We start from the raw sequence: 15,298 nt of genomic DNA on the forward strand, positions 1-15,298 counted from the left end.
GGCTGTCGCCGACATGTTTGCGAGCGCATTCCGCACCGAAAAAGCGCAGCTTCCCGAAGGGTGAGATGGATGGGTCTCCTGCTCTTATCAGAGCCGCTCCGCTAACGCCATATCCATGAGACCAAGAGAAGAAATAATATTTCCTTATATTCAATTCCGTAACGGTTTTAACCAGAGGTAATTATCAATTATCAATTATCCATTATCAATTAATGAACATTATTCTAATGTTCTTCTTGTGGTCGATCTTGAGTTTTAAATCGCCAAAAAAATAAACCAGTTCCCACAAAACCCCACATAGTACAACCGATCATTAATCCCTTTTGTAGCGGGTTATAATCATTAGAAATATTGCCTAAATACTTGTGATTGTTGCTGACATTATGATTATGATAATTGTTAGATTCATCTACTTGAAAAGGGATACTGACCAACCCACCATGACCAGCTTGACGCACCTTAATTTCCCAAGTTCCAGACTGAGAAGAATCAGGGGAAAAAATAAAATTTCCTTGCTCATCAGTTGTGTCTTTTAACCATACTTTACTTGGATCGACCGGAGCATAAACAGTGACAGAAGCATTAGCTAAAGGAGTGCCAGTATCGTAAGTAGCATTAATCTTAATTGCCTGAGTAATTTGATGTTGAATTTTCACTCCATGAGCTATGGCTTTTCCCTGTAAACCTACTGAAGATAAAAATATTAAAGGAATAACAAATTGCCATTTCATATTTTACCTATGGATAATTTTTACTTTAGCAATCTTGCCATTATTTACAATGAAATAGGATTTATTTTATAGAAAATCCCAAATTACTAAATTACCCAATTTAATTAGACATCTCCAGAAAAGAGTCAGTAGGAAGTAGGCAGTAGGGACGTTCCATGCAACGTCCGTACAGAGAAATAATTGATATATTAGTGTGAGAATTGATTTGATTTTTGATTTTTGGAGATGTCTATTGATTAGATTTCTTACAAGGCTGAAAGTCCAATAAATTATTAGTGCAGGATGGCAGAAATAACTAACCAGTTACAAAATCCGAAAAGCCTTACCAATCAATACTTTTGAGGGTGCCATTCGGAGCTTGGCGCTAGCCAATGCCATTTGCTTCGCATAACTATCGTTAACGCCCCTACGACTTTTGACTTCCGCGTAGCGGCACTAGACAAAAATTATCTTTGACTTTTTAATTTTTACTTACCAATGACTCATGGCAATGACCTTCACCTACATGACCCAAACTGGGTAAAATTGTCATTAACTTTTGATAGTCAGCAGGGGAAAGTTTGCTTTTCAATGTAGCCATATCTGCTTCAACCTTTCCTCCTTCGGCGATCGCTGCTAGAGGTGCAAAACCTAATGCTCCTGTATTAATTTCGTCATCTGAGGCGGCACTACCATCACCGAAAAGATGGTCAAAATGGAATGTTGTTTCCAATTCTGCACTATCTCCACCTTGGAGAATACCTTTGCGCTCATCTCCAACAAAATCTCCACAGGTAAATTCTAGCTCCTGGTCAACTTTTAGGATAAAAGGTATCGTCTGACCATCTTTAGTTGCAGTGCCATTCATTAATAAAGAATAACCCTGAGCTGGGCCAACCGTTGCTTTGAGCATTTTCCAAGAGATGGCATTGTAGCGACCTGGAGGTGCAGATACCTCGCTTACCAAAATAGCTTCCGCAGTTTCATCCCCCTCTGCCAAGTCTACTGTTTTAGTTTGAGCAAGAATGACTTTTTCTTTTGCCTCTGGTTTTCCTCCCGTTTCAGCATTATAGGGTGGGTCTGTTTGGTAGGCAGTCACTTCGACTAAATTCGCGTAGAGTTGGTCAAATGTCACTTTCCAACCATCTTTAGTAACGAAACCTTCTCTGACAAAGTCTTCTCCGTTGGCACGAAGCTTAAGAGTGCCTGGAGTATTGTCAGTTGTTTGGGTTTGCTCCGTCTCAGTTTCAGTTGTTTGGGTTTGACAACTGCTCAGTAGAACACTAGGAATGACAAAGGCCAATGTTGACCATATTAAAAGCTGTTTTCTCATCTTCATTACTTTTACAGTTGTATAGGATGTCGAAAGTAAGAAAATTTTAGCCATGGCATTTTGATTTACAGGGAATTATGGACATGAATGACCATTTCTCTCAAAATCTATGTTGCTTACTTTTTTGGCCTTCTTTTTTTACACATCTCTGTTATTTAGTAAACACTTTTTTACAAAAATTAACAATCCCTGGGGAGGGCATTATAGCCCTACGCGCAAGTCAGAAGTTAGAAGTCAAAAGTCAAAAATCAGAAGTCATCCCCGACACTCGTTTGAGTCTTTATAATTGCCCTAACCTATTTGCCTAGTGCTATATGTAGGGTTTACTGAATAAGTCTTATGGGTGAGGGTAGGAAACAGGAGACAACCCACCCCTCGCCCCTCCCCTCCCAACCCACCCCTCGCCCCTCCCAGGAGGGGAGGGGGAGACAGGAGAAATGGGAACGAGCGAGGAGATAGGAGTAAGAATTGTAAAAATGATTTTTCTGCCCAACTATGAGCCTAAAATACGCTCCTTTTTGACCTTGAGCAACCGAAAAGCTGGCACTTTTTTCAACCTAAAACAGCTAAAACCTTTATATATCAATGCTTTTATATTAGATAGGTAAGCCCTATGTAGAAAAAATAATAATTAAGTATTAAAAAGTTTTTTTTAATAAGGCATAAGGCATCCTCCCTTTCAAAGCTATCCCTTACCCATAAGTCTTAGAGGTATTGCAGGGTGGGGACGCACCCCTAACACCTCCCAGGAGGGGAATGTGGAGAGATGGTTATCAAACAGGATTGGGTCGCGCAACCCCACCTTTTAAGGCCAAATATTTTTGGAGAGTTGCTCAAATCCCCGTTACAAAAATAACTTCTGTACGGGTGGTTTCCGTTCCGGAATACTTCGTAAACGCGTAATTAGGAGCATTCCGTAGGAAACCACCCCTACTGACTTCATTAAAGTAGCAACGCTGCCAGAAATCAAATGGCGCACCCATTCCTTATTCACTTTTAGCCACCTCTGTCATTATTTATCTTTTAAAGATTTAAAAGCAATTTTAAATTTTGAGATAATAACTATTACTATCAGAAATAAGATGATAGAATTATGGCTTTAATAAAGATCAAATAAAAAAACTAATATGTAAAAAATTGTCAATATTTTTGAGACCCCCTACAATATTTAATTGTCTTAGCATTAGCCAAAAAACTTACTTAACTAATATGATGAATCACTTTCGTTTTCTATCCTTATCTGGAATCATTGCTAGTTTAATTGCCATGAGTTCCTGTGCAAATACAACTACTCCAACTGTAGATCCTAACGCTAGTCCTAATAGTTTAAATTCACCAGTATCTACTGCTTCTGACACCATGAGCAAAATAGATATAAATGATGCTTCAGACTCAGACTTAAAAAAATTAGCAATCAAGTTAAACATACCGGATCTACCAGAAAAAATAAAGGAAAATCGTCCTTACAAAGATATTAACGAATTGGCGGTCAAACAAGTCATCAGTCCTCAACAATTAGACTTTGTGAAGAATGATATAACTGTTGCAAAACCTACCCAAACAAAAGAAAACAATTAATGTAAGCATTTACTGCGGAATGCTGCGCAAACAGCCATTAGCTATTAGCTAGTCTCATAAGATCGGAACTACCTTATCAGTAATTAATTTTGCCAAAGGTAAAAGCAACCTTTGAAATAGAGAGAGTTTGAATAAAAGTTACTGCAAAAATCCTCTTCCCAAACCTTAAAAGTAATTATTCATTACTAATTGCTGAATGCGAGCCCATCCCGTAGGGAAGTTCTGACTGCTAATAGCTGAATGCTTACCCCCTACTAATATATTCCTTATTTCCTTAGTAGTAGTAGGGGTTGAAAAAACTTTTGTATTGAAATTATCTATAGAGAAAATTAATATCTTTCATCCTTAAATAAAAGTTAAAATCATGTATTTTGTTGATTAAATATATATAATTCAGAAGTGACAATTAAGCTGAAAAAACAAGAATTGATACAGTAAAATGATAGAACTTAATACAGAAAAAGCTGTAGAGTTATTAAACTCTATTATGGAATTTGAACTAGCAGGTGTAGTGCGCTATACTCATTACTCCCTAATGGTGACAGGACCTAATCGCATACCAATTGTACAATTTTTTCAAGCTCAAGCAAATGAATCTTTACTTCATGCTCAACAAGCAGGAGAAATATTAACAGGTTTAGAAGGTCATCCCACATTAAGAGTAGCTCCAATTGAAGAAACAAATCAACATTCAGTACCCGATCTTTTAAGGGAAAGTCTTAACCATGAAGCTAAAGCTTTAGAACTATATAAAAGCTTCTTGGGAACTGTAGAAAACGCAAGTATATATTTAGAAGAATATGCTCGTACCATGATTGGTCAAGAAGAGTTACATAATATGGAAATCAAAAAAATGTTGCGTGACTACAGTTGATTAATTTAACCTAGAGTAAATCTCTAAAATTATCATAGCAATCCATCTAAAAAATGTGAATATCTGCCCAGAAATTACATATTATTTAGGATTAAAGAAAGAGCAATCGGATTGCTTCATTTTTCCTAATACCAAAGAAAAAATATCAACTATTTTGATAAAAATTTTGTGATTATTTACCAAAAATAATCCGCTTTTTTATTGCTAAATATGGCGTTGGTTATTGGAGGTATTAAATCAGTAATCTAGGTAAATTTAAGAGTAATTCTTTGAATGGCAGGATTAGATATTGTCTTTACTTAATTGACCGAAAAGCACTTTTCTTTCTCCTGACTCCTGACTCCTGACTCCTAAGTAATTAGGGTTTGCTGAATAAATATCAAAGCATTGACTGATATTGGTTTTAGAATTTTTTGGTCTAAAAAAGTACCAGCTTTTCAGCGCAAGAAGCTCAAAAAGCTAGTATTTTGGGACGATTATGGCAGAAAAATCACTCTGACAATTTTTCCGACTACCTCCTCTATAATTCCCATTTCTCCTGTCTCCTGTCTTCCCCTCCTCCACCGGAGGGGTTAGGGTGGGTTGGGAGGGGGAGGGGCGAGGGGTGGGTTGTCTCCTGTCTCCTACCCCTACTAAAAGACTAGTGAAGCGCAAACCCTAATTAAAGTTAATATCATACAATAATTCACCAACGCCCTAAATATTTATTCATCTTCATTAGGTACAGAAGGAAAAGATTCAATCCACTTTTGATGAATACTCCAATCCAAAACAAGGCCAGCCACAGCAAAAGCCACTAAACTTTCTATACCCAAGACCATTAAAGGCCATAAATCAAGAAACGTATCCCCATAACTTAATCCCGCATCAATTTGTCCCAAACCTCTGACACTGCCAAAGGCCACCACTGCTCCGGATTTTAGATGGGGGTTACTATCCTGACGGATGATATAACGATAAGTCACGCCAAACAGAAAACCACTAATAAAAGCAATAGCGCCTTGAAACAAAAGATTCCAACCTAAAGCTATAATTTCTAAATCTGCCAATAACTCAAACTTATGGGCCAAAAATAGGCTGTTACCGAAGGCGATCGCTCCAGAGGTTAAAAATAGGGAAATACCAGCCATAGTTCCTGCTTTGAGAGATTCTATTCTTTCTTTGACATCCTCTCCGGCCTGAAGGCGCGGAGATTCCTACTGAACCGTAGCTCTTCGGTGGGTTGACGTTTCACAGGCTGCTGCTACCAGATGCGCTAGTCTTATGCTTGCCTCCACGTCCGTTTAATGTCTCGGACTGCCCGCCCGCGACTAATATATTTATTGCTGCATTCTCATCTCTGTCGTGTTTGGCACCACAATTAAGGCATTCCCATTCTCGCACTTGAAGGTCTAATTTGCCTCCACGAAAACCACAACATGAACATTTTTGAGTCGTCGCCTCCCAACGACTAATTACTCTCAAATCACGACCATACTTTTCTGCTTTTCCTTCTTACGAAAGTTCTAAATTGTCGCCAACCTAAATCAGATATAGCTCTGGATAATTTGCGGTTTTTTACCATGCCAGAAACATTCAAGTCCTCTAAAACAATTGTTTGGTTTTCACAAATTATTTCAGTGGATAATTTATGCAGAAAATCTGTCCTTGTATCTTTCAATTTGGCATGGAATTTAGCAACTCTAACTCTGGCTTTTTCATACCTTTTAGACCCTTTAGTTTTATTAGATAATGACTTACTTAACTTTCGATACTTCTTAATCCGTTTTTTCAATGGTTTTGGTGCATCAATCTTTGTACCATTGCTGAATGTTGCAAAGGTTTTAATACCTAAATCTATGCCTACTGAATTATCAGTTTTTGGTAAAGTTTCTGGTTTTATTTCTACTACAAAACTAAGAAAGTATCTATTAGCTGAATCTTTAATAACTGTTACTGAGCTAGGCTCACTAGGTAGTTTTCGCATAGCAGGCTACTTTCAGCTTTCCAATCTTGGCTAAATAAACTTTATCTTGGTGTACTTTAAACCCCCTCAAGGTAAACCTGGCAGTCTGCGCGTGATTTCCTGGTTTTAAATTTTGGAGGTTTTATGGATCTTGCTTTTCTCTGACCCTTTGTAGAACTGAAAAAGTTTTGTAGGGGCGAACGGCCGTTCGCCCCTACGGTTTAAATCATTCAATGATTGCTGTAATGGTACAACTGAAACCTCTGATAACCATTCTCTATCCTCCACCTTTTTAGCTTGAGTAATAAACTGTTTTTGTAGTTCAGAGTTAGCAGGTTTTTTCTGTCCTAATTTGTATTTTTCTTGACAGTAAGCTAGACTATCATTCCAGACAACGCGCACACAACCAAATAGCTTTGCTAATCGGTATTTTTGTCCCGGTGTTGGATAGATACGGTACTTAAACCTAGCTTTCATAGTATGACTTTAAACTAACAATACGATAACATAGTTATTGAAGAAAAACCAATTTAAAAGTCGCCCGCTTATGGGCGAGGCTTCAGACCCCATTTTTCGGTGAAGGTAAAATTTGATGAGTATTTGACCATATACTATATCTTTAATTATTGATTAGCATCAGTTTTTTGCCTCAATTAATCTTATAGCACTACAAAAATTGGTTAAGACATTTTTCAATAACGATCCCCCTAAATCACCCTTAAAAAGGGGGACTTCCGGCTTCCCCCTTGTCAAGGGGGTTAGGGGGATCTCCAGAAGTGTACCTCACGCTTACTGAGAAATGCTATGTAGTCAAAATACCCTAAATCAAATATTATAAAATTTGAAGTAAATGTTTACCTTTTTCTAAATGTAGTTATGGATATTTTGTCATTAGGCTGGGTTTCACTTTTAGTTGTGTTCGGCTTCTCTATTTCGATGGTAGTCTGGGGTCGTAACGGTTTCTAGAAACTAAGCATCGGTTTTTATAAACCTAATTTTTTTTGATGCGATCGCACTAAATAGTTTTCCTTAGTAATACCAGAGATGGGGTAGGTTTGTTGCCTCTCCCCATCAACCTTGGGAAATAACATTGTTTAACCAATAATATTATATCAGTTTAATACTATCTCCATTAACTTTTTCCGTCTTCCGTCTTCCGTCTTCCTTCTTCCTTACTCCTTCTTCAAAAATTATGCCAAACGTTCACAAACTAGAACAGTCCCCTTTTCTCCCCCTATAATGCGAAGCTCTTCATCTAAATAAAGCACTTCTAAACGACCTTTAGGCGATCGCTTCATTGTAAAAGAAATTTCTCCTGTTTCTGTATTCATACCTTGGGGTGGCACTAACCCAAACATCAACTTTAAAAATACAGACATTAATTGTTCTTTTAAACCTTTCTTTGATGATTTATCTTGACCAAATATATCTTTCCAAATTGATAAATTTTGAGATTTTTGTGGAGTTAAAGTTCCTCCAGTCAATTCGACTTGTAAGGTTTTATAAGCTTTCAGATATCTATTCTGAAATCTCCATCAACGGAAAATCTCAGGCATTATCTCAGTTAATCATGCAAATTCTTAGCCAAAAGCTAGACTATAAAGCTGAATACTGTGAAACCCAGGTACAGCAATCATTAGAGGTAATGACAGCTAGCCATAATAATATATATAAATCAGAGGAGGCGGCAGAAGCTAAAGGCCATATACAAAAAGCTATTCAACCTAATATTTCTGTGGGAGATTTTGTTGACCTAGATTGTGGCAAGATTTTCATCAGAATAGTTGCTATTTCTAAAGAGAAATTGAAGGGTGTTTGGGGCGCAAAAGGCATAATTGAGTTTTCGCTCTCAGAAATATGCAGAGTCAAGCAATATTTAGGGGAAAAGCATTTAGGGGAAAAATACTCATTGGTCTGGGAACGCTGATATTTTCTGCTTGAATATTTGGACAAACTTGAATCTTATGAAAGATTCAAGAGTTCTTTACTGGCCAATTTATTGACATTTTTTGATTGTCCAGCTTGATACGCTTTTTGATACGCTTTTTGATACGCTTTTTTATCCATTTTTCGTCCATTTGCTATCTAAAGAAGGCTGAAAGCTCGGAAACTCGTTATCTTTCTAGTAAGCGGGTAGGGGGAATCGAACCCCCATCATTAGCTTGGAAGGCTCTATATTCATTCATTTCTGTTGCTGCTATTGCGTTGTTCTGATGGTTAAGTTTTTTTAAACTGATAAATTTCATACACACTTTAATACTCATTTCTTGTTTCCTTTAAGAAAGAGCTTTAAATGTTTTATGAATGAAAAACAAGTCCATTTATTGGGGATGGCCAAAGTTGAGTCTTTTCAAAATCGCTTAAGAGTTCGCTTTCCTCGTAGCTTGTTTGGTGGTCAGCAAAAAACTCTTGCTTTGGGACTTCCAGATTTACCTAAGTATCGTGCGATCGCTGAGGCTAAAATTGAGGCGATTAATTCTGATATTGCTCTGGACCAGTTTGATTTTACGTTGGACCGTTACAGGCCACAACATAGACAGAAGTTGCATTTGGTTAGGGCTGAGGAGTTTAAGTCTCAAGTTTCTCTGCTGGAATTGTGGGATAAATATTATGAGTATGGGTTGCCTAAGTGGAAGGAAAGCACCCAAGTTTACTTAAAGACTTCAATTAGGCGATGGTTGGAGAAGGCTGAGGTTCAAATTGATTCTGTGGATAAGGCGCTGGAGTTGAGAAATTTTTTGTTGTCTCATACTTCTGAGTCTATGACTAAGCGGGTGTTGACTTGGATTAATGCTGCTTTTAATTGGGGGTTAAAGCGGAAGTTGGTGGGGGGTGAAAATCCTTATGAGGGGATGGCTAATGAGTTGAGGCACAATTACCAGAAGACTACGACTCCTTTGGCTTTTACTTCGGCGCAGAAGTTGACAATTTTGGATAATTTTGCTAACCACAAGGGAAATTGGAATGGTCGTGGTGTAACTGGGAAGGGTTATTGTCATTATTTCCCGTTGGTGAAGTTTTGGTTTTTGACTGGGTGTCGTCCTAGTGAGGGGATTGGGTTGACTTGGGGGGCGATCGAGTCTAATTATCGGTTTCTGTTGTTTGCTGGTGGGGCGGTGCAGTTGGTGTCGGGTCGGACTGTGAGTACCAATAGCAGTAAAAATAATAAGGTGAGGCGGTTTCCGATTAATGAGGAGTTGAGGGAGTTGCTGATAGGGATTAGACCTGAGTCTCCGGAGCCATTGGATTTGGTTTTTCCTAGTTTGACTGGCAAGGTGATTAGCTACAACAATTTTTGCCACAATGCTTGGCGACGGATGGTTTGTGAGTCTGTTAAGAAGTCCACGCCTTACTCATGCCGGGACACTTTTATTACTGAGCAGTTGAGTAAGGGCGTTAGTTCTACGATTATTGCTAAGTGGTGCGATACTTCGGTGAAGATGATTGAGACTCACTATTTTGATTCTAGTGTGATTAATATTTTGCCTCTTTGAAGTTGTTGAAAAGTTGAGGCGATCGCCTCTATTATTTTGTAGTTTTGCGTGGTTTTAGGATTCACGAACCTCTAAGGGGTTTGTGCAGTTTTTGACATACTCCCGACGCTCCCCTACGGGAGAGCGCGGGATTCTTCAGCCAGAGAAAAACTGACCGCAGTTTTAACAGAAGTGATGTCCTCCTCCTGTGTTGAAAACAATCCTATTTTTTGTATTAGGAGTGCTGAGTTATAGTCTCTGTCTAATTCCTGTCCACATTTAGCACAGGAATGCCAGCGTTCTGATAAACTTTTAGAGACTTTATTCAGACATTTCCAACAATGTTGGGATGTACCTTTTGGGTCTACTTTGATAATTTTTTGCCTAGTTTCCAGGCTACATACTCCAAAACCTGAACAAACTGCCCAAAAGCTGCATCTTGCAAAGATTTATTTAATCCTGACTTAGCTGATTGACCATTGGGCAAAAACTGACCATTATCACCCAATTTAGCTTTGCAACGTCTGATTAAATTTGCTATTTGCAGGTCTTCTAAAAATATCACCTGACAGTCACTAAATAAATGATAAGCCAGTTTGAATTGCCAATCCAAACGTTGTCTAGCTATTAATTGATGCAGTCTAGATATTTTACCTTTGAGAATTTTCCAACTCTTTGAATGTTTGTGTTTTTTAGCTAATCTCGCCTGAAGTTTAGACAAGCGATGCTCAGAACACCTGAAAAACTTCGGGACTTCTATAAATTCACCATCACTGGTAACAGCATAGTACAATAATCCTAAATCAATACCTTTTGAGTTATCTTCGGTGGGTTGAATTTCTGCACGCCTCAAAGGTACAGCTTGATCTTCTATCGTTAAGCTGATATACCATCCATCTGCCGCCCGTATCACTGTACCTGTTTTCACCTTGAATCCTATTGGTATTGAACGATTGTAGACAAAGGGGACTAAACCAATCTTTGGTAGATTTATACAAAAACGACCGTTGGCATTTTTGACTATGTTGGCATTTGATAGCTGAGGATAACTGAAAGAATTATAATAATGCCGACCTTTAAATTTAGGTCTACCACTGGTTTTACCCTTGTGATCAGGTTTGGTAAAGTTATCCATTGTTGTTTGCACACGCTGGATAACATCTTGCAACACCTGAGAGTGCATCAACTTATACTCAGGGAAAAGTTTTTAGTCCGTGCTAAATCTGCTAGTTGAACAGTCTCCCAAACAACATATCCATTAACTGTGTTCGGATGCTTATCTCCTTTCCTTGTTATCGGATTACCAAAAATGTCCTTTTTTCTACCATCTCGTGTTTGTACCCTAAATTCAGGGATATTCTGATAAATCTGGTCTACTGGCACCACTGAAACATTAAGAGGACAAGCATTTACTGGTGTGCGTGTTGCTTCAAACCAGTTTAGCCTTTCAGCTAAACGGTAATTATATTGCTTTCTGGCCATTTCTAACCAATTGGCTATAATTACCGTTTGACTTTTATGGGGTTTTAGCTTGTACTTGTATTTCAGTAACATGGCAGAATCTACCAGGATTTCTATATTAGTTATTATAATGGCTATGTTAGAAATTTTCAATAGCTATAGCAAACAGGATCTTATGAAAACCACACACCCTGGCCCGGCTCTCATCCCGACGCTCCCCTACGGGAGAGCGCGGGACTTCCCGCCGGGGAAGTTAACGCCTACTTTTTACAGGTGTTTAGTTCCATTGAATCCTATGTCCACATAGGGGGTTGATTGAAACTCAATACTAGGGGATGAGTGAGCTATTGGGTTAGTAAAAGATGCGTTTGGTAATGGGGGCATTGGCGTACTTGGCATATAAGCATTTGCATAGTAGGTCAAGATACGTCTAATCAACTCGTTTAAAGGGATGCTTTGCTGTGCTGCAATGACTTTCAATTTGTAGTGAATTGTGGGGTCTAGTTTAGTTCCTACTTCTTTTCCAGGTGGCTTTAGTTGTTGCTTTTTTCGTTTCATATATTTTGGGCAATGCTACAAGTCTTATTGTGACTTCTAATTCTAATAGTGTCCATTTTTCTTGAAGCTACCAAACTCCTACTGGAAGGTGAGGTGTATAGTGGGGTGTCTAGTGACTACTGTACACCTTACTAGACAGCAACTGTTTTTAGTATTAGCTGCAACACATTTTTGATTATCTAAGAACTGGAAGTGGGAGAATTTTCCATTTGGGAAGTTTAGAGTGGTAGTTAAAGGTAACTTAAGAGTGCTAGTAGTAATGATTTGTAATGTCTCTGAGAAAAGAATAATCAAAAAATCCTTGTAGCCCCCATTGGCTCGTAATTTATGGAAGAATCACTGCGAGAGCTTCTTACCTTCTTATGGAGTGCTGATAAGAATGAATTTTCATTTTATAGTCACCAAACAAGGTAGTAGGAGTGACTAGGGGTAATATTTTTACCCAAAAAAAAAGGAGTAAGGTATAGTGTCCATTTTTTTTGAAGTTATCAAGCTCCTGTTGGAAGGTGAGGTGTGTAGTGGGGTGTCTAGTGGCTACTGTAAGCCTCACTACACAGTAACTGTTTCTGGTATTAGCGATCGCTCCTACTCAGTTTCTAACTTAGTGAGATAGTCTTGTCCCTCTCTTCTGGTAAGTTTTTTAGACTATATATTTAATGTCCGTTTTTTGTGAGAATATTTGGCACGGAATTGTCCTTGATGATTATCCTTCACATAAAATCAAAAGGGATGGCCTTTCTCGATTGGCAGCTAAACTATACTATTTCTTCTTATTGATTTGGGTATGTCCTAGCTAGTTCTTAGAGCGTATTTTAATAAGCTGCAAGATTAATTAAATTTTTTGATAAAAGAGTAAGGGTTAACCCTTTATAGGTAAAACCACATCATACTTCCACAGCCTATACATGATTGTGTTGACTGATTGAATTTGCCAAGGCTTTAAAGTAATTTATGAGTTACTACCACTTTGATTTTAAATTGTCAAATCTGTATCAAATGGCCTGTTTCTCAAGCAAAGGTTCTGTATTGAGTGTGAGCTTTGAGGGGCAACAACTAGGTCAACTATATTGAATAAGCGATCGCTTATACTTATGAGATGCTACACAAGTCTGAGAAGTAAAATTACTTCCACTCAGGACTTCCACTACCATTTCCCAGTAATTTTCAGCTAGTTAATTTTGGAAGTTGGTAAAAGTGGAAGTAGGGAAGTTTTTCAACTTTTTGTGATGGAAGATGTGTTACATCTAAAACGTCAAGTTTATCTGATATTGCATTAAGCTTTTTGTGGCCTACCTTAAATATCAAATCTGGTCAACAGACTTGACACCCGATCGCCAACCTGTTAGATTAGCTACATCAACGAAAAAGGCTTTTAAAAAAAGCGGACTAATCAGGTGCTGGAAACACCCAATTAGCCCTAGCCCCAAAAGTTGACGATACCAACTCAAGAGGATAATAGAGATGCTATCTCACAATAATTCTGCGCGTCAAGGTAAAAGACGTGCTAAACGGCTTTTGGTTAAAGAAGCTCGTGCCAAAGCACCAGAATTTAAGCGCTATAGAAAATTTCAGCGTAACTTATCTTTACCTGATGGGTTCCCATCACCACGTTTCAAATTTGGGGACTTCGTTAGGACAAATGAAGGAGATGAGGGACAAGTAGTAGGAATGAGTTTATACCGACGTGGCTTGGATGAATATTGGTGGAACTATGAGCTGGACCTTTGCATTGAGTCTCCCAACTTCCAGCTTTACCAATGTGAAGAAATAGTCAGTCGAGAATTCTCATATCCTGGGTGGGATAGTCCTGCCTGCAACAATTGGCATGAATGGCAGCTTACCTTGGTGAAAAGATGTAGTAATCGTATTTGTTTAACAAATCAATTGTTTGATGAAATGTTTAGAAAATGTGTTGATATTCAGCAAGCTAAACACAACGCAAATTGTAATCATCAGTTGTTTTATGCAGCTTCTCAGCTTTCTGTGAAATCCTGGAAGTAATTTTAGATTAGTTTTTGATACGTCAACTTTAATTAGTTGACGTTTTTTTTGTACTATTACATGAGAGAAAGAAGGAATGTCTTTTAAATCATACAAAGAGATATTTTTAGAGATAGAGGAACAATATTTCAACGGAGTTCATAAGAACAGTAAGCGCAGGCGAAGCCGTAACAATATAAGTGATAATAATTCTTATAATCGCACTAATAAAGTCTATTTTGATAAGATTTTAAATCAAAATGAGTGTCCAACATTAGACTCGTTAAAAAGTGCTTTATATAGCTGGACTCCTGGCACAAAATCGTTCAAGAATGCCTATTACATTTATAAAAAGATAGCTTCAAAAGCTACCAACAGTCAAGAATTAATCAGGCTTTTTGATGGCATTGACACTATTCAAACTATATTTCAAGAGAAACAAAGCATTTCTTGGAATGAGTTTTACAATTGGCACAATAAATGCAGTCAAGACTGTCAAGAATGTGATGAACCGTGGTTATGGGTATGTGCTATGTGTGTTACTTATGGGTTAAGACCTTCTGAAATTGCAGCAGCACAAAATCTTTTTAAATCTTGGTCTCGGCGCAATACTACTATCAAAGCTATCAACAATCCTAGCAACAAAGATATGTTATTGGTAGTTGGAGAATTTACATATTTTGGTACATCTACTAAAACAGGGGCAAGAATCGCTCGTCCTTTAATACTTAACCAAAATATTTGGGATGAATTAAGGTTAAAACAGCCAAAATTACCAGTAATAAATAGCAATTCAACTAATTCTAAAACACTTGTAAATTTATTCTCTGGCCGATTTAGGAAGGCGCTGATAAGAATGAATTGTCCCATAACTCAACCTTATGCTTTTCGACATTTGGCTAATCAATTGGGTGAAAAGTATGGTGTACCTCAAGAGATAAGGGCTAGGTCATTGGGACATTCTGTGGCCGTTAATGATAGTGTTTATAAATCTCGGTCAAATCTAGAGACGGAGGTTGATTTACTACTAAACTTTTCAAAATCATATTCAAATGGACAAGAGTTTAGTCCATTTGATTTTGATATGGCTGTGGAGAAAATTAAAAGTATTAAAGCTATTTTGGAAGCTTGACATAGTTACCATTTGCTGCTTTTGAGGGGGATGCTGATCAAACTTGTCAATGTCAAGATTTTATCAGGGGTAAATTTCAAACTCCACACGTTTAACCCTTGTACACTGACTTGTACACTGACAAGTCTTCTTAAAATCCAGAAGCTTTATAGCGACTAGATTGCACCTGTCTAGTATGTCTATACTACAGCTTACTGCTGACAATTAGATGCTTTCACTCTTAAAAATCAGTTAATATCAGCGATGTAATCCTG

Annotated in this window: 21 protein-coding genes; 8 read left to right on the forward strand and 13 right to left on the reverse strand. The window is 37.8% G+C overall.

Features of this window, described 5'->3' with window-relative positions; translation table 11 throughout:
- Nucleotides 1-224: 224 nt before the first annotated feature.
- From SAGCYANO_RS43130 to SAGCYANO_RS43140, 3 genes are all read right to left on the reverse strand, one after another.
- Nucleotides 225-731 carry a carboxypeptidase-like regulatory domain-containing protein gene (locus SAGCYANO_RS43130; RefSeq protein ID WP_202225623.1) on the reverse strand — a complete coding sequence of 169 codons (507 nt, stop codon included), beginning with the start codon at nucleotides 729-731 and terminating at the stop codon, nucleotides 225-227.
- 460 nt (nucleotides 732-1,191) lie between these two features.
- Nucleotides 1,192-2,097, reverse strand: a complete 906-nt coding sequence (locus tag SAGCYANO_RS43135; protein WP_237397271.1) for a DUF4382 domain-containing protein — start codon at nucleotides 2,095-2,097, stop codon at nucleotides 1,192-1,194.
- 790 nt (nucleotides 2,098-2,887) lie between these two features.
- Nucleotides 2,888-3,037, reverse strand: a complete 150-nt coding sequence (locus tag SAGCYANO_RS43140; protein WP_202225624.1) for a hypothetical protein — start codon at nucleotides 3,035-3,037, stop codon at nucleotides 2,888-2,890.
- Between the two features lie 215 nt (nucleotides 3,038-3,252).
- On the opposite strand from SAGCYANO_RS43140, the gene SAGCYANO_RS43145 reads away from it, so the two are divergent.
- Nucleotides 3,253-3,621, forward strand: coding sequence for a helix-hairpin-helix domain-containing protein (locus SAGCYANO_RS43145; RefSeq protein WP_202225625.1), 369 nt, complete (start codon nucleotides 3,253-3,255; stop codon nucleotides 3,619-3,621).
- A gap of 439 nt (nucleotides 3,622-4,060) precedes the next feature.
- On the forward strand, nucleotides 4,061-4,495 hold the full coding sequence (locus tag SAGCYANO_RS43150) for a bacterioferritin (RefSeq protein ID WP_202225626.1): 435 nt from the start codon (nucleotides 4,061-4,063) through the stop codon (nucleotides 4,493-4,495).
- Nucleotides 4,496-5,199: 704 nt separating this feature from the next.
- Here SAGCYANO_RS43150 and SAGCYANO_RS43155 read toward each other — a convergent pair.
- The 4 genes from SAGCYANO_RS43155 to SAGCYANO_RS49845 all read right to left on the reverse strand — a co-directional run bounded on the left by SAGCYANO_RS43155 (nucleotide 5,200) and on the right by SAGCYANO_RS49845 (nucleotide 6,917).
- A complete protein-coding gene (locus SAGCYANO_RS43155; RefSeq protein ID WP_202225627.1) occupies nucleotides 5,200-5,625 on the reverse strand; it encodes a hypothetical protein in 426 nt (141 codons plus the stop codon).
- Between the two features lie 100 nt (nucleotides 5,626-5,725).
- Nucleotides 5,726-5,959: a zinc ribbon domain-containing protein gene (locus SAGCYANO_RS49835; protein ID WP_202225628.1), complete on the reverse strand. Its 234-nt coding sequence runs from the start codon at nucleotides 5,957-5,959 to the stop codon at nucleotides 5,726-5,728.
- A gap of 1 nt (nucleotide 5,960) precedes the next feature.
- A complete protein-coding gene (locus SAGCYANO_RS49840; protein ID WP_307786328.1) occupies nucleotides 5,961-6,461 on the reverse strand; it encodes a transposase in 501 nt (166 codons plus the stop codon).
- A gap of 105 nt (nucleotides 6,462-6,566) precedes the next feature.
- The gene (locus tag SAGCYANO_RS49845) at nucleotides 6,567-6,917 is read right to left on the reverse strand and encodes a helix-turn-helix domain-containing protein (protein WP_307786329.1); all 351 of its coding nucleotides are present in this window, start codon (nucleotides 6,915-6,917) and stop codon (nucleotides 6,567-6,569) included.
- 399 nt (nucleotides 6,918-7,316) lie between these two features.
- On the opposite strand from SAGCYANO_RS49845, the gene petN reads away from it, so the two are divergent.
- The gene (gene petN / locus SAGCYANO_RS43170) at nucleotides 7,317-7,406 is read left to right on the forward strand and encodes a cytochrome b6-f complex subunit PetN (protein WP_124144543.1); all 90 of its coding nucleotides are present in this window, start codon (nucleotides 7,317-7,319) and stop codon (nucleotides 7,404-7,406) included.
- A gap of 224 nt (nucleotides 7,407-7,630) precedes the next feature.
- Here petN and SAGCYANO_RS43175 read toward each other — a convergent pair whose 3' ends face one another.
- A complete protein-coding gene (locus SAGCYANO_RS43175) occupies nucleotides 7,631-7,924 on the reverse strand; it encodes a PAP/fibrillin family protein (protein WP_237397272.1) in 294 nt (97 codons plus the stop codon).
- Between the two features lie 86 nt (nucleotides 7,925-8,010).
- On the opposite strand from SAGCYANO_RS43175, the gene SAGCYANO_RS43180 reads away from it, so the two are divergent.
- Complete coding sequence (locus tag SAGCYANO_RS43180; RefSeq protein WP_202225629.1) at nucleotides 8,011-8,367, forward strand: hypothetical protein; 357 nt, start codon at nucleotides 8,011-8,013, stop codon at nucleotides 8,365-8,367.
- 187 nt (nucleotides 8,368-8,554) lie between these two features.
- Here the strand turns inward: SAGCYANO_RS43180 and SAGCYANO_RS43185 are convergent, their stop codons facing one another.
- Nucleotides 8,555-8,704 (reverse strand): hypothetical protein, encoded by a 150-nt coding sequence (locus SAGCYANO_RS43185; protein ID WP_202225630.1) that lies wholly within the window; start codon nucleotides 8,702-8,704, stop codon nucleotides 8,555-8,557.
- A gap of 36 nt (nucleotides 8,705-8,740) precedes the next feature.
- Between SAGCYANO_RS43185 and SAGCYANO_RS43190 the strand changes: the two genes are divergently transcribed.
- Complete coding sequence (locus SAGCYANO_RS43190) at nucleotides 8,741-9,934, forward strand: tyrosine-type recombinase/integrase (protein WP_202225631.1); 1,194 nt, start codon at nucleotides 8,741-8,743, stop codon at nucleotides 9,932-9,934.
- 113 nt (nucleotides 9,935-10,047) lie between these two features.
- Here the strand turns inward: SAGCYANO_RS43190 and SAGCYANO_RS51220 are convergent, their stop codons facing one another.
- The 4 genes from SAGCYANO_RS51220 to SAGCYANO_RS43210 form a co-directional block, all read right to left on the reverse strand.
- The gene (locus SAGCYANO_RS51220; protein ID WP_202221236.1) at nucleotides 10,048-10,362 is read right to left on the reverse strand and encodes a zinc ribbon domain-containing protein; all 315 of its coding nucleotides are present in this window, start codon (nucleotides 10,360-10,362) and stop codon (nucleotides 10,048-10,050) included.
- A complete protein-coding gene (locus SAGCYANO_RS43200; protein ID WP_237396266.1) occupies nucleotides 10,278-11,096 on the reverse strand; it encodes a transposase in 819 nt (272 codons plus the stop codon). Before SAGCYANO_RS43200 ends, SAGCYANO_RS51220 begins: the two co-directional genes overlap by 85 nt.
- On the reverse strand, nucleotides 11,096-11,467 hold the full coding sequence (locus SAGCYANO_RS43205; protein ID WP_202221228.1) for a helix-turn-helix domain-containing protein: 372 nt from the start codon (nucleotides 11,465-11,467) through the stop codon (nucleotides 11,096-11,098). Before SAGCYANO_RS43205 ends, SAGCYANO_RS43200 begins: the two co-directional genes overlap by 1 nt.
- 174 nt (nucleotides 11,468-11,641) lie before the next feature.
- Nucleotides 11,642-11,932 carry a hypothetical protein gene (locus tag SAGCYANO_RS43210; RefSeq protein ID WP_202225632.1) on the reverse strand — a complete coding sequence of 97 codons (291 nt, stop codon included), beginning with the start codon at nucleotides 11,930-11,932 and terminating at the stop codon, nucleotides 11,642-11,644.
- A 466-nt stretch (nucleotides 11,933-12,398) separates the two neighbouring features.
- Between SAGCYANO_RS43210 and SAGCYANO_RS43215 the strand changes: the two genes are divergently transcribed.
- The 3 genes from SAGCYANO_RS43215 to SAGCYANO_RS43225 all read left to right on the forward strand — a co-directional run bounded on the left by SAGCYANO_RS43215 (nucleotide 12,399) and on the right by SAGCYANO_RS43225 (nucleotide 15,044).
- Nucleotides 12,399-12,545, forward strand: coding sequence for a hypothetical protein (locus tag SAGCYANO_RS43215; RefSeq protein WP_202225633.1), 147 nt, complete (start codon nucleotides 12,399-12,401; stop codon nucleotides 12,543-12,545).
- A gap of 848 nt (nucleotides 12,546-13,393) precedes the next feature.
- The gene (locus SAGCYANO_RS43220; protein WP_202225634.1) at nucleotides 13,394-13,933 is read left to right on the forward strand and encodes a hypothetical protein; all 540 of its coding nucleotides are present in this window, start codon (nucleotides 13,394-13,396) and stop codon (nucleotides 13,931-13,933) included.
- A 76-nt stretch (nucleotides 13,934-14,009) separates the two neighbouring features.
- Nucleotides 14,010-15,044, forward strand: coding sequence for a recombinase (locus tag SAGCYANO_RS43225; RefSeq protein ID WP_202225635.1), 1,035 nt, complete (start codon nucleotides 14,010-14,012; stop codon nucleotides 15,042-15,044).
- Nucleotides 15,045-15,298 lie beyond the last annotated feature (254 nt).

This window comes from Okeania sp. KiyG1, from assembly GCF_014132355.1.
In the GTDB taxonomy this organism is placed as follows: Bacteria; Cyanobacteriota; Cyanobacteriia; order Cyanobacteriales; family Microcoleaceae; genus Okeania.